9 protein-coding genes and 1 tRNA gene are annotated in these 14,882 nt (G+C 61.3%); 4 read left to right on the forward strand and 6 right to left on the reverse strand.

The annotated features are described in order from the left end of the window. The first annotated feature begins 413 nt into the window (after positions 1-413). Entirely contained in the window at positions 414-1,799 is a 1,386-nt protein-coding gene (locus GE027_RS12995; RefSeq protein WP_153557630.1) for an NAD(P)/FAD-dependent oxidoreductase, read from the forward strand. A 124-nt stretch (positions 1,800-1,923) separates the two neighbouring features. On the opposite strand, the gene GE027_RS13000 is transcribed toward GE027_RS12995, so the two are convergent. The 6 genes from GE027_RS13000 to aspS form a co-directional block, all read right to left on the reverse strand. Beyond that, entirely contained in the window at positions 1,924-3,024 is a 1,101-nt protein-coding gene (locus GE027_RS13000) for a DUF1559 domain-containing protein (RefSeq protein ID WP_162006716.1), read from the reverse strand. Between the two features lie 217 nt (positions 3,025-3,241). Next, entirely contained in the window at positions 3,242-4,846 is a 1,605-nt protein-coding gene (locus GE027_RS13005; RefSeq protein ID WP_162006717.1) for a CRTAC1 family protein, read from the reverse strand. A 369-nt stretch (positions 4,847-5,215) separates the two neighbouring features. Further along, positions 5,216-6,832, reverse strand: coding sequence for a tetratricopeptide repeat protein (locus GE027_RS13010; RefSeq protein WP_153557633.1), 1,617 nt, complete (start codon positions 6,830-6,832; stop codon positions 5,216-5,218). Between the two features lie 59 nt (positions 6,833-6,891). After that, a complete protein-coding gene (locus GE027_RS13015) occupies positions 6,892-7,401 on the reverse strand; it encodes a carboxypeptidase-like regulatory domain-containing protein (RefSeq protein ID WP_153557634.1) in 510 nt (169 codons plus the stop codon). A 180-nt stretch (positions 7,402-7,581) separates the two neighbouring features. Beyond that, positions 7,582-7,654 (reverse strand) — tRNA-Glu (locus tag GE027_RS13020). 80 nt (positions 7,655-7,734) lie between these two features. Further along, positions 7,735-9,507: an aspartate--tRNA ligase gene (gene aspS, locus GE027_RS13025; protein WP_153557635.1), complete on the reverse strand. Its 1,773-nt coding sequence runs from the start codon at positions 9,505-9,507 to the stop codon at positions 7,735-7,737. A 430-nt stretch (positions 9,508-9,937) separates the two neighbouring features. Here aspS and GE027_RS13030 point away from each other — a divergent pair, with 430 nt between their 5' ends. The 3 genes from GE027_RS13030 (at position 9,938) to GE027_RS13040 (ending at position 14,828) form a co-directional block, all read left to right on the forward strand. Next, complete coding sequence (locus tag GE027_RS13030) at positions 9,938-11,518, forward strand: MFS transporter (RefSeq protein ID WP_237607508.1); 1,581 nt, start codon at positions 9,938-9,940, stop codon at positions 11,516-11,518. 203 nt (positions 11,519-11,721) lie between these two features. After that, on the forward strand, positions 11,722-12,291 hold the full coding sequence (locus GE027_RS13035; RefSeq protein WP_153557636.1) for a glutathione peroxidase: 570 nt from the start codon (positions 11,722-11,724) through the stop codon (positions 12,289-12,291). An 842-nt stretch (positions 12,292-13,133) separates the two neighbouring features. Beyond that, positions 13,134-14,828: a proteasome accessory factor PafA2 family protein gene (locus GE027_RS13040; RefSeq protein WP_153557637.1), complete on the forward strand. Its 1,695-nt coding sequence runs from the start codon at positions 13,134-13,136 to the stop codon at positions 14,826-14,828. Positions 14,829-14,882: the final 54 nt, after the last annotated feature.

A 14,882-nucleotide genomic window follows, 5' to 3' on the forward strand; every position in this document is an offset into this window, starting at 1 on the left:
GGGCGAGCGGTTTTCCCGCGACGGCGGTCAGTGGCGATTGGGAGTCGCGTCGAGAGGTACATAGGGGCGAAGCAGACTTGATGGGCGGGTAGGCGGACCTGGCATGAACATGCTCGGCCATTATAAATCAAACCTGTACCGCCCACGCCAACGGGAAAGCAGACAGCACTCTATTATCTGAATTTCAAACTCAGGGCGGTTCCAGTCCCTCTCCCCCGAATCCTGACTCGCTTAGGCTCGCCAGGATTCGAGGGAGAGGGCCGAGAACGTGGGGGTTTGTAGGACTGACTGCGTGCGGGGTAGAAACGCGATACACTCAAAGGGAATGATGCGGCTGCGTACGCTCGTGGACTCGAGGTCGCGCTACCGGGTCGGGAACCTTTTCAGCGTTTGCGGATCGAGGACGGACGGCCATGGCACACGCGGTAATCATCGGCGGCGGATTTGCCGGAATCAATGCGGCGAAGCGTCTGGGGAAGTCAGGCAAGGTGTCGGTGACGATCCTGGATCAACGCAACCATCATCTCTTCCAGCCGCTGCTGTATCAGGTCGCGATGGCCGGATTGGATCCATCGGACATCGCCGTGCCGATTCGAGCGCTGCTGCGACCCTACCGCCGAGTGCGGACGCTGTTGGGGCGAGCCGAATCGTTTGATCTGGATCGCCGCGAAGTCCATTTCGACGGCGGCGTGATCCCCTACGATTATCTGATCGTCGCTTGCGGAGCCAGCCACAGCTATTTTGGCAACGACCAGTGGGAAGCCTACGCCCCGGGGCTGAAGAGTGTGGGGCAAGCGACCGAGATACGCCGCCGCGTGTTGGTCGCCTTTGAGCAGGCCGAGCGGGCCAGCGATCCCGAGGAGCAGGCGCGGTGGATGACGTTTGTCATCGTTGGCGGAGGACCCACCGGCGTGGAGCTGGCCGGCGCGATTGCGGAGATGGCCACCTTTGCGCTCTCCAAAGACTTTCGCACGATCAACAGCGCCGACGCCCGCGTCCTGCTGGTGCAAAGCGGCGACCGGATCCTGAAGCAATTCGATGCCGACCAAGCGGAGTACGCGACGCAGGCGCTGCGTTCGCTGGGCGTGGAGGTGGTTCTGGGCAGCCGAGTGACCAATATCGGCGCCTCGGGCATTGAGATCGGCGAACAACGGATCGCTGCCGGCACCGTGTTGTGGGCGGCCGGCGTGCAAGCCAACCGCATCGGGCTGCAGCTCGATACGCCGCTGGATCGCGCGGGACGAGTCAAGGTTCAGCCCGATCTGACGATCCCCGCTCACAGCAACGTTTTCGTGGTCGGCGATTTGGCGCACACGCCCGGGCCCGACGGCAACCCGCTGCCCGGATTAGCTCCGGTGGCCACCCAGGCGGGATGTTACGTGGCCGACGTGATCATCGACGAGGTGCGAGCCGAATCCGCCCCCGATCCGGCGCGCCGCAAGCCGTTCGAGTACCGCGACAAAGGCCAGATGGCCACGATCGGCCGAAAGCGAGCGATCATGCAGGCCGGCAAACGCAAGAAGAACGGCTTTCTGGCCTGGATCGTCTGGTTGGTCGTGCACATCTATTTTCTCAGCGGCTTCCGCAACCGGTTCTTCGTCTTCCTGAAGTGGTGCTGGGCGTACCTGACGTTCAGCAAGGGAGCCCGGTTGATCGTGCAGAAAGAGTGGCGGCAAGCCGAAAGCGAGATGTTGTCGCCCGTGGTGGGCAGCCTGGACGAGACCTATCGTCAGGACACCCGTTCGCCCGGGCCGCGATTCGAATCCCTGACCCGCGCCAGTCAGCCCTCGGCAGATTAACCGCCGAGTGGACCAGCATCGCATGGCCGAAAAAAGTCGGCGTCTTCCTTCGTTGATCCCGGAGGACCGGATCGAAAGGAAACGCCGACTTTGGTGTCAGCAAGGCGTTGTTTTGCGAAGTTCCTTACTGTTGCACGACTTCGCCGCCGTCTTTGCTGCCCATGGCACCCCAGGCGCCGTAGGGGCTGGCGATGTAGGCGCTTGCCCGGTCTGCCTCTTGCATGGCCAAGTTCCCCGAATCGATTGTTTCGGTCACGAATCGAACCGAACCATCGCACATCACTGACTGGACTCCGCCCGGGTGATAGCTCTTGGCAGAAAACAACCCATCGTTCCATTCGCCACGACCATTGGCACAGTTGGGCGAGTTCGGTGGCAAGATGGTATTGAAGCCGCTGATCATCGGGTGTCCAGCCGCCCAGATTGTGCCGACGCGGTGGTGCGAGCTCGGTGGGGTGCCGACCATCGTTCCGTTGGGGCCCGCCGCCTGCTTGCAGACGATCGGGGTCTGTGACAATTCGTCTCGTCCGTAATCGGTGATGTAGGAGCCACCGAGAATCCTCAGCGCGTTGCCTCCATAAACGGTGATTTCGGAAAACGCGAGCGTGTTGCTGGTCCCGTCGACGATGCTGTTAAAACCGTAGTCGGAGTTGTAACCAAACACACCTCGCGGCGTTGAATCTCCGGCAATGCCGTAGATTTGGTCGCCGACGTTCATGGCGTAGTTGATGTTACCATTGCGGCTTTCGACGTTCTCGCTGGCGCCATCGGAGGGGCACAGATAGGTGTCGATCACCGTACGGTACGGCGTGTAAGTTTGCAGCGGGTTGGGGCCGTTCGGCGGAATCACTCGATTGCCATCGTCGACCCCCTGTTTGATCTGGCCCCACAGCGGATTCTGCTCGATATACGGCAGCATCATGGCGAAGGAGCTGAGCGCACCCTGGTTGCTCAACCAGCTTCCCGTGCCCCAGTCACCGCCTTCATGCGTCCCGCCCCGACCCGGCGGAAAGACGCCATGAGTATCGTGATAGTTGTGCAACGCGAGGCCCAACTGTTTCATGTTATTGCCACACGACATCCGGCGAGCGGCTTCGCGCGCGGCCTGAACCGCCGGCAATAACAGCCCAACCAAAACACCAATAATTGCGATGACCACGAGCAGCTCGACGAGTGTAAAGCCTCGCCCCTGCCGACGCGCTGACAAAACCGTGGTGACAGCCATAAACATCTCCTAGATGGAAACCGAGTAAATAAGAGGTCCTATCTTAATCGTTCTCACCGTGGAATGTACTCATAATTTCGCGTTATCCGTCATCGACGAGGGATTCTCCGCCCCAGTACGCGGTTTTCGGCGACCGCGAGAATAGGTGACTGGTCATTATTACCGTTGCGTTTCCGCCAAAATGGGGGGGCGGCTAATGGGATTGGGGCGTCGGTAATCAGGGTGTGACCCTGGCGGAGGATACCGATCCACCCTCGGTGATGGTCCAAGTTTGATCTACGGGCAGGGATTGCAGGACGTCGCGACCGCCCCCGATCCACTCCACTTCAATTCGATCGATTCGCTCGCGTGACCCCAGACCAAAATGCAGTGGCGTCCCAAAATGGCTCTGATAGCCGCGACCGCTGTGTACTTCGCGGACTTGAACCAAGTCGTCGGCCACGACCGTGACCCGGGCCCCGACTCCGCTTCGGTTGCTGTCCGCGCCGATCAGCCGGATGGCAATCCAGTGATGAGAAGCGGTGGAGTCATTGCGTAGCAGGGTGGGTTCGCGTCGCGAATTCAAGATCACGACATCTTCATCTCCGTCGTTGTCCAGATCGCCCAATGCCACACCGCGACTCGACAGGGCGACTTGCATGCCGTCACCGCTGTGACGAGAGACATCGATAAACGTTTCTCGTCCCGTGTTTTTCAGCAACACGTTGGCAACCCTATAGGCGGTTGTGTCGTTTCCGCCGAGCTGGTCGAGGTTGTCGTCCAAGTGTCCGCAGGCAATAAACAGATCCCGGTGTCCGTCGTTGTCGAAGTCGGCGAATCCGTTGCCCCACGTCACGTGAGGAAGGGTGCCCTCGCCGGCGTCTGTCGCTCGCGTTACGTCCTCGATTAAAACCCCGTTTTGGTTGTTCCGGTACAACGTAGCCCATTCACCGGAAAACGACGTTGTGTGGATATCGATTAGGCCGTCGTTGTTAAAATCGCCGGCGTCGATCCCCATGGTCGCCTGGGCGTGACCGCGGTAATCGAGTGCGACACCGCGCAGCAAGCCGACTTCTTCGAATTTTCCGCTACCATCGTTTTCGAAAAGGAAATTAGCTCGCTGGTCATTGGCAACAAAGACATCCAGGTCTCCGTCCATATCATAGTCGCTGCAAACCACTCCCATTCCCGTGCCGGCGTGCGCTGCCACGCCCGATGCAACGCTGACGTCGGAGAAGGTGCCGTCTCCATTGTTCCGGTACAGGGTGTCGGGATCCGGGCGGTAGCTCATCGGGCTGGGGTAGGCCGGCAGCCCTCGGCGACGATGCGGCCGGTGTTCGGCATAGGAAAACTGGATGTAGTTCGCGACATATAAATCCAGATCCCCGTCGGCGTCCATGTCGAAGAAGCTTGCCCCCGCACCCACGCGGTTTCCGTTCGCAACGCCGGCGACTTCTGTGACATCGATGAAACGGCCGTCGCCTTGGTTTTCGTACAGCACATTGGCGCCGAAGTTGTTGACGTACAAATCGGGGTCCCCATCGTTGTCATAGTCGCCGACGCAAACGCCCAGGCCATAGCCGACATCTCCCACTCCCGCTTCGGCCGTCACATCGGTGAATCGCCAGTTACCATCGTTACGATAGAGTGCGTTGGTCGGAGCCCTTTCGACATCGGTTCCTTTGAGCGGCGCGCCGTTCAGGAAGTAGATGTCCAGATCGCCGTCCTGATCGAAGTCGAACAGGGCGACTCCCGCGGTCATGCTCTCGATCACATACCGCTCCCCACTGCTGCCATCGGTGTGACGGAAGGTAATTCCGCTCGCCTCGGTTACGTCGGTCATTCGGACCGGCCAATTCTCTACACCGGCCGGACTCCGCGCCGCCGCCGGTTCCGCTGGTTCGGCGCGCCGCTCAGTGGGAGGCATTAGGGGCGTTGCAGTCGGGGCCAAACCGTTCGGTGGTTCGGCGAGTGTTTCCGGTTGGCTCGACTGCTGGACGGCCGCTGATCGGGACCCCGAGACACGAGCGAACCACAACATGACGCCGATGCCGACGACGAATCCGAAACACAGGATCGCGATCAGGCGACCGTTGCCGATTCCGCGTCGACGGAGTCGATCCCGCGTCCAAGGTTCAGCGGACGTGAAACCGCCTGCCAGCGGAGGGTGCCGGTTATCGAGCGGAGCGATTGCGGGACGTGGGGCCATAGATCAGTCGGCCTCGGTGGGGGCTTGAGCGGCACGCTGTTTCAGCATCTCGTATCGCGCGCGGAGTCCTGCGTTTTGCGGGGCTCGTTTCGCCGCGACTCCCATGGCGTCGGCCGATTCGCTCCAGCGCCGATTTTGCTCGTAGGCGCTACTGAGCAGGACATAGTGTTCGGCGGTGGGCGCCAGTTCCGCAGCTTTTTGTGACAGCGTAAGGGCTTCCGCGGGCCGCTGGCCGGTCTGCAAGTACAGTTTTGCCAGGGCGGCGTGTCCGGCGGCATTCTGCGGTGCGGTGCGCTGTATATCGCGGAGGACTTTCTCAGCCGCCGCCGTTCGGCCGCTTTCGGCATGGAGACGGGCAATCTCCAGCTGATACCCGAGGTTCTTTGGTTCCAGCTGGGCCAGCTCCTGCAGAACGGCGATCGTCTGCGGTACTTCTCCTTGCTGCAGGTGAAGCCACGCAAGTGCTTGGCGGCAGTCGACGTTGGACGGATCGAGCCGACTCGCTTGGTGCCAGAGTCGCTCGGCAGCCGACAGATTCTTTTCTGCCAGATAGACCCGGCCTGCTTCGACGTAGGTTCGGGCGACTTGCTCGCGGGTTGCCTGGAGGTCGTCGAACCGCTGGCGGCTCTCCCGGCTCCGTTGCACTTCATCAGCCCGTAGCTGCTCGAACCGTTCCCGGTGACGTTTCGCTTCGTCGTGTTGCCCGAGCCGCAGGCTGGTGTTCGCCAAACCGATCTGTGCGGCTGCATAACGCGGCTGCATGGCTAAAGCTTCTTCAAAATTCCGTTTCGCTTCTTGGAATTCTTTCTGCTCCTGATAGGCGATGCCCAGTTGGTAGTACGCGTCGGTCTGGCCGGGAAAGGCGTCGACCAACTCGCGCAGCACTTCGATGGCTCTGCTGGTCTGCCCAGTTGAAAGCAAGGCTTTGGCCCATTCCAGCCGATCGGACGGCGAATCGGTGTGGAGCGAAACGGCCTTCTCGTAAAGGGCGGCGGCTTCTTCGTAATCACCCCGTTTTGCAGCAACCGATGCCAGACCACTGTAGGCGTGTGCGTAGGCGGGATTCAGGTCCAGGCAGCGCTGCCAGGCCTCGACCGCCGTGGCGGATTCACCCGCCCAGTACCGGAAACGAGCCAGCACTTCGTGCGCGTCGGGGTTCTGGGGATAGCGAGCCGTTACGTGGTTCAGAACCGCAACCGCCCGATCGATCGTCTCCTGAGCCGAAGCGGACGGGACGGTCGGGACGGGCGGTTGATCGGGCACCGCGGCCTCTCGACCATCCGGGGCGCGGGAGGCATCATCCGGGGCGCGGGAGTTAACATCCGGGGCGCTGGAGTTAACATCCGGGGCGCTGGAACCAACCGAAACCCGCGGAGCTTGGTCGGTGTATGGTTCGGTTTCTGCCGGGGTGGTGGACGGGATCGGCTGGGACAAGCGGTACGCAACCAAGCTGCCGACTGCGACCACCCCTGCCATCAGCACCACGCCCAGGGTCTTTGTGGCGCCTCGCCTCGATTGCCAGTTCACGCCGAAGGTGCAAGCAACCGGTCGAGCGAGGCGGCCGGCGAAGACGTACGGTTGAACGTCGCGGCGCCACGGGCGGATTCGAGGTCGTGTCATGGGGTGCCCTCGATCGCGTCGGACGAACGATGATCTGCCCGTTTTGTCGTCACACCGCTCTAGGATTCGAGTGCAAACGAAAATTCGTTTTCGCCGTCTTCGGTCACCGTCGCATCAAGGCCTGAGGTCTGCGGGTTTTGATATTTGGCAGGTAGGAAATTCTTCGGCCCCGCCGGCATTCTCCGGCGCCCGGTTCCCGTAATGTCCTCTCCGGCGGCTTCCGCCGCAGCATAGGCGGCATCGATGTCTTCTTCGGGGTTCATCGGCTGCGCTTTCTTTTCGAACTTCGTGATGATGACCTTGTAGCTGGCCGGAACCGCTCCATCGCCATTGATTTCCGTCGTCAACACGTATTGGCCTGAGCCGTCGGTCGTGCCTGCCGCAGCGTGACCGTCGCCTTCCGGAGAAAACGTCACCAACGCCCCTTCCACCGGGTCGCCATCAAGCGTCACCGTTCCACTGACCGGCACCGTATTCAGTCCGGATCCTCCGCCACAGCCGAGCAGAAACGCAAAAGGTAGGAGGCCGATCGCAAAGGCGGTAGTTGCACTTAGGCGAGATGAACGCATGAGAAGAATCTGACCCCGTCACAAAAGAAAAGGAAGGAAGCGAATGCAGGTTTGTCTGCCACAAAGCCACCCACAGCTGGCATTCGCTGCGCATTAATCAATGCAATTAAAATAGGCAGGCGTCTTGCAATGTCAATCCCTCCGCACCCGGAAGAGGGGATTTGCAAGTAGTCGGCCGAGTGCCCCCTAGTGGAGTTGAACCACTGTTTCCGGATTGAGAACCCGGCGTCCTGGGCCGCTAGACGAAGGGGGCGGTCTATTCAGTGTGGCATAGGCTTCCAGCCTGTGAATTTAAAACACACAGGCTGGAATTCTATGCCACAAAAGCTTTGCTTACACTTTGACGGTTCGCAGATGCAGCTCCTGGAGCTGTTTAGCATCGACCTCGCCGGGGGCTTCGGTCATCAGGTCGCTGGCCTTCTGCGTCTTGGGGAAAGCGATGACTTCCCTAATGTTATCAAGTCCGGCGAATAACATCACCCAGCGATCGACGCCCAGGGCGATCCCGCCGTGTGGCGGGGCGCCGTACTTGAGCGCGTCCAGCAGGAATCCAAACCGATCCCGCGCCGTCTGCTCGTCGATCCCCAGCAGTTCGAACACCTGCTGTTGGATTTTGCCGTCGTGGATTCGGATCGTTCCGCCGCCGGCTTCGCTGCCGTTGATGACCAGGTCGTAGGCCTGGGCCCGGCAGGCCGCCGGATCGCTGGCCAGTTTCTCCAAGTCTTCGGGCAGTGGGGCCGTGAACGGGTGATGCATCGCCACCCAGCGCTGTTCTTCTTCGTCGCGTTCGAACATCGGGAAATTCGTGACCCAGCTGTAGCTCATCGCCCGCTCGTCGTACAGCTTCAGTTCCGCGCCCAGGCGTTTTCGCAGTCCGGCCAACCCCTTGCAGGTGACTTCCCAGGTGTCGGCCAAGAACAGCAGCAGGTCACCGGGCTGGGCCTCGAGCGCCGCGCCGATCTGCTGTAGGTGCTCGGCGGAGAAGTTCTTGCTCGTTGGACTCCACAGCGAGCCATCCTCTTCGACGCGGAACCAGGCCAGCCCTTTGGCACCGAAATCCTTTTTGACGTAATCGGTCAATTCGTCGATGCGTTTGCGCGAGAACTCGGTGGCCTGGCCTTCCAGGCGGATGCCGCGAACAAACCCACCGCTGTCGGCCGCCCCGCGGAAGACGCGGAATTCCACTTCGGCGGCGATCGAGGTGATGTCGACGATTTCCATCCCGAACCGCAGGTCCGGCGCATCGGTACCGAAGCGCCGCATCGATTCGTCCCAGGTCATCCGCGGCAGCGGCAGCGAGAGCTCTTCACCGGTCAGCTCTTTGGCGGTCCGCTTGACCAATCCCTCGATCATGCCAATCACGTCGTCCTGATCGACGAAGGACATTTCCATGTCCAACTGGGTGAATTCCGGTTGCCGGTCAGCGCGCAGGTCTTCGTCGCGGAAGCATTTGGCGATCTGCACGTAGCGGTCGAAGCCGGCCACCATCAAGATCTGCTTGTACAGCTGGGGCGACTGCGGCAGGGCGTAGAAACTGTTGGGATGCACGCGGCTGGGAACCAGGTAATCGCGAGCGCCCTCGGGGGTGCTGCGGCCCAGGATCGGCGTTTCCACGTCGATGAAATCGTGCTCGGCGAAGTAGTCCCGCATGATCTTGATGATCCGGCTGCGCAGTTCCAGGCTGCGGAGCATGGCCGTGCGGCGGAGATCCAGAAAGCGATACTTCAGCCGCAGGTCCTCGCCGGGCAATTCCTGCTGGCCGGGCGTGAAGGGCGGCGTCGGGCAGGCGTTCAGCACTTCGTAGTGCTCGCAGCGCAGTTCGACTTCGCCGGTGTCGAGTTTGTCGTTGATCTTGCCTTCCAGCCGCGGAGCGACCTTGCCGCGAACCAGGATCACCGACTCGGTGCCCACGCGGCCGGCGGTGTCGATCAGTTCGCTATCCGCCTCGGGAGGGCCGACGACGACCTGGGTCAGCCCGTAGCGGTCGCGGAGGTCGATAAAGACGGAACCGCCGTGATCGCGTTTGCTTTCCACCCAGCCACACAGGGTGACTTCTTGACCGATATGTTCGCTGCGCAGCTGGCCGCAGGTATGAGTACGTAACACGGGGTTGTTATCCAAGAAAACACATGTGAATCAGAAGCTTGCGGAGCGATGGAGTCGTCCGTCGGGACCGCATTGTAGCGATCGCGAGCCGTTCGCAAACCGAGCTACCGCAGCATCGCTGGGCCGTGCCGCGGGCCGTACCGATCCGATCCGGCTTCACGGCCCCCACTTCGCCACCTGGGCCCGCACCGCGGACGCACAGCCTGGGTGACCGGCAATCTCGCCGGACGCCGCACCCGATTTGGACAAAGAAACGCGGTCGTGGCTAGCAAACTGATTTACAGCGGTCTGGTTAGGCAGGTATACTCCGACCCAAAACCCACCCTGATGGTAGATTGAGGGCCATTGCGACTCAGGCTCCACCGGGCAATCCCAAACGTCGGCCATCGTCGCGCTGCGACGAAGAACGATTTGTATCTCGGAGAACAAAATGGATCTGCAGATTTCGCGTGGCAAGCTGATGCTGGCCAGTTTTCTCACCCTGGTCGCTTCCGGGGTCGGCTTCGCCACTCGGACCGCGGCCGGCACGGACTGGGAGACCGAGTTCGGCATCGACGGGGGCGAGTTCGGCGCCATCCTCGGAGCCGGTTTCCTGGGCTTCGGGATCATGATCTTTTTCGGCGGCATTCTGGTCGAAGCCTTCGGATACAAGAAGCTGTTGGTGCTGGCGTTTGTGATGCACCTGATCAGTGCGGGCATGTTGTTCGCCGCCAACCCACTGTTCGAGTCCTGGCAGCAGGCGGATCCGGAAACCGCGACGGCTCGGGTTTATAGCCTGTTGTTTTGGAGTGCGTTCCTGTTCTCGATCTGTCAGGGGTTATACGAAGCGGTGATCAATCCGTTGATCGCTCAGATTTATCCCGAGAACAAGACGCATTACTTGAACATCCTGCACGCGGGCTGGCCGGGCGGAATGATCATCGGCGGTCTGTTCGCAGCCGGCTTCATCGGTCCCGACGCCTGGTTCGTGCAGATTCCGTGGCAGTGGGGATTATCCAGTTTCGCCATTATCGTCTTGGCCTACGGGATCCTCGCTTTGCCCGAACGCTTTCCCGACACCGTGGGAGAAAGTTCCAAAGCCGGTTTCGCCACGGTCTTCTCTTGCTTTCTGTCGATCCCCTTCCTGGTGCTGATCGTGCTGCACGGCATGATCGGTTACATGGAACTGGGCGTGGACTCGTGGATGACCAAGTTGATGGCCAACGTACTGCCCAACGCGGTCCTGATTCTGGTCTACACCTCTGCACTGATGTTCGTCCTGCGATTCTTTGCGGGACCGATCGTGCACCGGATCAACCCGATCGGTTTGCTGTTGGGCAGCGCGATCATCGCCTGCCTGGGGCTGCTGTGGCTGGGGATGCCGACCGAAAGCGTGTTGATGGTCTTCGCAGCGGCCACCTTCTACAGCTTTGGTAAAGCCTTCCTGTGGCCGACGATGCTGGGTGTGGCCGGCGAGCGTTATCCGCAAAGTGGGGCAATTGCGATGGGAGCACTGGGAGCGGCCGGGATGTTGACCGTCGGCCAGGTTGCCAACCCGCGGATCGGTGCCCAGCAGGGATACCACATGTCGCAGCACCTGCAGGAGCAGGCCCCGGAAACCTTTGCGCGCTACCGCGATGACGAAACGAAGTCCAGCTGGGGATACGAGTACACGCCGATCGCCCCGGTCAAACTGGGTGCGGTCAACCAGATCAAGGAAGTCGGCGAGGAGGGTTTCAGCAATCTGGAATCGATCCGCGAAGCCGACCTACTGACGGCGGAACAGAAGGAGATGATGATCGAGCACGCCCAGCAGGATATTCCGGCCGTGCAAGCGGCCTATGTCGCCGGCGGGCGTCAGACGCTCACCTCGACGGCAATCGTGCCGTTTGCAATGGCCATCGGCTTTGCCGGTCTGTTGGTCTACTACTTCACGCAAGGCGGCTACAAACCGGTAGAATTGTACGAAGAGTCGGAAGAAGAGGAGGAAGTGGCCCACGGGATGGGGGAACCGGCGCCGGCGGAGTACTAACGGTTTCCTGTCGGCTCGCAGCGGTGCAGCCGGCCGGTTACCGATCGTCCGGCGATCAGCCGATACGCCGGACGATAACCGGCTATACTGAATGACGGACGATGGCTGTGGCGGAAATTGTTTCCGCGCAGCCATTGTTCATTCCGTGCACGAATGGTTGTTCGCGTTCCCCCCTATTGTAAGTTCCTCGGAGGAAAGACCCCATGACTCGCCTTTTTTGTGCTGCTGGTTTGCTGGCCATGATCGTCTGTGCATCGACCGCCCAAGCCGATGATTCGCCCGAGTGCGCGCTCGATTACCGCGTCGAGTCGATCGATGGCAAGGAAGTCGACCTCGAGGATTACGAAGGCAACGTGGTTGTCGTCGTCAACGTGGCCAGCCAGTGTGGCGCCACGCCACAGTACGCCGACCTGCAGGCGATGTACGAAAAATACAAAGACAAGGGCCTGGTCGTCCTGGGCTTTCCCAGCAACCAGTTCGGCCGACAGGAACCGGGCAGCAACGCCGAGATCAAAGAGTTCTGCAGCAGCAAGTACCAGGTGACGTTCCCGATGTTTTCCAAGATCGACGTCAAAGGCGACGATGCGATTCCCTTCTACAAGAACTTGACCAGCCAGGACGTCCAGCCGGCGGGCTCGGGGCCGGTGGCCTGGAACTTTGAAAAGTTCCTCATCGACCGCGAAGGCAACGTGGTGGGACGTTTTAAAACCCGCACCAAGCCGACCGATCCTGAATTCGTCGCCGCGGTCGAAAAGCAGCTGAAGAAGAAGTAGCAGTGTCGCCTTTCGCTCCGCGAAAGTACTGCGTTGGTCGCCTTTCGCTCCGCGAAAGTAGTGTGTTGGTCGCCTTTCGCTCCGCGAAAGTAGTGTGTTGGTCGCCTTTCGCTCCGCGAAAGTAGTGCGTTGGTCGCCTTTCGCTCCGCGAAAATCGATTCGTTTACTGACGTCAATCTGGCTCCCCTCTCCCCGCCGACCTGGGCAAGTGGAGCTTGCCCAGGTCGGCGGGGAGAGGGGCTGGGGGTGAGGGGCCTCCGGCGCAACTGCTTGTATCGTTGGATCGGTTGGTGTTGTCACGGCCCTATCGTTGCGAGGTAGGGCGAGGCGGCTTTGCTATAATTCAATTAACTCGCTGCAATGGACGGTTCGTGGCTTCGCTCCACAGGCCCCCTCACCCCCAACCCCTCTCCCCCTTAAGCCTGGCTCGCTTAGGCTCGCCAGGCTTAAGGGGGAGAGGGGAGTAAACGAATTTTCGTCACTTATTATTCGTCACTTATTAACTTCACGTCCCCCGCAAAACGTCCCCCGCAAAAGTAGCTAAGGAAATTTTCTAGCAACTTTCGACGGAGCGAAAGGCGACTCTCCCAGGAAACGTCTCGTGAAACGATCTGCTTCCACGGAACCCTCCTCGACTTCGCCGTCTTCTGTGTCGGGCCCGGCTGAACAGGCTCACGCTGCGCCGTCCACCGACCGCCTCACCGATTCCACTTCCCCTGCGGCCGAGCTAACGCAACTTGCCGCCGAAGTGCGGGCCGACGCGCTCCGTGAGGCCGAGACGTACGTTTCGCGGTGCGACACCCAACAGAACGGCGAATAGCGATGAACGCGGGTGACTGCTGATGTCCAGACGCACGTTACCGACGAGGTCGGATGCTCCGCTGCTGCACCGCCTGATCGGTTTGGAGACCGAGTACGCGACGATGGTCCGGTCGCCGCCGGGCCGCGATGAATCGTGTACGCCCTCACGCGGCGAAGTCTACGCGGCGATTTGCCAAGCGATCGCCCGTCGCCAGCCCACGGCCCAGGGACGCTTTGATGCGAGCAAATTGTTTCTGGCCAGCGGCGGAGCGATTACTGCGGAGTCCAGTCCGGTCGATGACGCGCTGCCCGGTGGGCTGATCGAAGGTGCGACGCCCGAGGTCCGCAGCCCCCAAGCGCTGTTGGTCTGCCAGCGAGCTCAGGATCGCATGCTGCAGCGGGCCGCCGACCGTTGCGGCTTGGACGTCGAAGTGCGGATCTTGAAGAACAGCAGCGATCGGCTCGAGCGCATCTATGGTTGCCAAGAGAATTACGAAGCCGAGGTCGCTCGGGGGCCGGCCCTGTGGTTGCTGCGCACCGGTTTGATGGGGTTGCTGCCGCTGCAGGTGCTGTACTGGTTCTGCGTCCACGTGATCGTCTACGGCAGCGCGCTGTTGCTGGGGATGGCGCGTCTCGGCACGGCGGTGCTGCGCGGACGGGTGCCACGCGCGGCCCGGCTGATGCAGCCGCCGCCGGCTTGGGGGCTGAGGGCCGTGGTCGCCATCGTCCGTGCGCTTCGCAGTCCGCTGGTCCTCTGGCTGCTGATCCTGACGCGGCTGTTTGCGTTTCGGCGTCAGCGCACTTATTTAACCGCCTTTCTGACGTCCCGGTTGGTGTTGACCGGCAGCGGTCACGTGGACGGTCGCGGCAAGTATTGGTTGTCGGCCAAAGCCATGGCCATCGATTCGCACGCCGGCCTCGGTGGGTACCGCGGCGAGCGGCCGATCTACGTCTTTCGGCACTGGCTAGAGCGGTTATGCGAACCGTCGCCCGGCGGCTGGACGGCGGTTTTCGATCTGATGCGCCGCCGGCAACGTCTGCAGATCGGGCTGTCCGATTCGAACATCGCCGACACCGCCGAATACCTCAAGGTGGCGACGACCAGCCTGGTCCTGGACATGCTCGAAGCCGGCTACGTCGAGGGCTTGCCGGTACTGCGCAAACCCATCGCTTCGCTGCACCGCGTGGCCGGCGACTGGAATCTGGTGTCGCGAGTTCCGACCAGCGGGGGCGCGATGTCGGGCTTGGAGATCCAGCAGCGTTTCCTGCACGCCTGCCGCCGCTTTGTCGCCGCCCAACACCAGCCGCCATCGGCCGAGGTCGCCGTGGTGCTCGAGCGCTGGGAAGCGGCCCTGGACGCCGCGATGGCGTTTCGAAACCGCGCCGCGGACATGCAGCCGGCGATCGGCAAAATCGATTGGCTGACAAAACGCTGGATGCTGGACCAATTGAGTCCGTCGGCGCCGTGGGCCGTGCGCAAGAAAGTGGATCTGAGGTACCACGAACTGAGTGACGAGAGCTACTTCGAACGGCTCAGCAATGCGATCCCGGCGACGGTCCTGACCAGTGAAGCTTCCATCGAACGCGCCGGACGGATGCCTCCGGGAGACACGCCGGCGGGCCGCCGCGGGCACTTGATCCGCGAGTTTTCTGCGGGCGACCAACCGATCCGGGCCAGTTGGTCGCACGTGGTGATCGGCCAAGGCCGTCGCCGCCGCGTCGTACCAGTGGCCTAGGCTTCCAGCCTGTGAACAGTGGCATAGGCTTCCAGCCTGTGAACAGTGGCATAG

It is taken from the genome of Roseimaritima sediminicola (assembly GCF_009618275.1).
Lineage (GTDB): Bacteria > Planctomycetota > Planctomycetia > Pirellulales > Pirellulaceae > Roseimaritima > Roseimaritima sediminicola.

What these genes read in the sequence shown, in the direction of transcription:
- GE027_RS12995 (WP_153557630.1), top strand. Translation starts at nt 414, where the DNA reads ATGGCACACGCGGTAATCATCGGCGGCGGATTTGCCGGAATCAATGCG.
- GE027_RS13030 (WP_237607508.1), top strand. Translation starts at nt 9,938, where the DNA reads ATGGATCTGCAGATTTCGCGTGGCAAGCTGATGCTGGCCAGTTTTCTC.
- GE027_RS13040 (WP_153557637.1), top strand. Translation starts at nt 13,134, where the DNA reads ATGTCCAGACGCACGTTACCGACGAGGTCGGATGCTCCGCTGCTGCAC.
- GE027_RS13010 (WP_153557633.1), bottom strand. Translation starts at nt 6,832, where the DNA reads ATGACACGACCTCGAATCCGCCCGTGGCGCCGCGACGTTCAACCGTAC.
- GE027_RS13035 (WP_153557636.1), top strand. Translation starts at nt 11,722, where the DNA reads ATGACTCGCCTTTTTTGTGCTGCTGGTTTGCTGGCCATGATCGTCTGT.
- GE027_RS13015 (WP_153557634.1), bottom strand. Translation starts at nt 7,401, where the DNA reads ATGCGTTCATCTCGCCTAAGTGCAACTACCGCCTTTGCGATCGGCCTC.
- GE027_RS13005 (WP_162006717.1), bottom strand. Translation starts at nt 4,846, where the DNA reads ATGACCGACGTAACCGAGGCGAGCGGAATTACCTTCCGTCACACCGAT.
- GE027_RS13000 (WP_162006716.1), bottom strand. Translation starts at nt 3,024, where the DNA reads ATGGCTGTCACCACGGTTTTGTCAGCGCGTCGGCAGGGGCGAGGCTTT.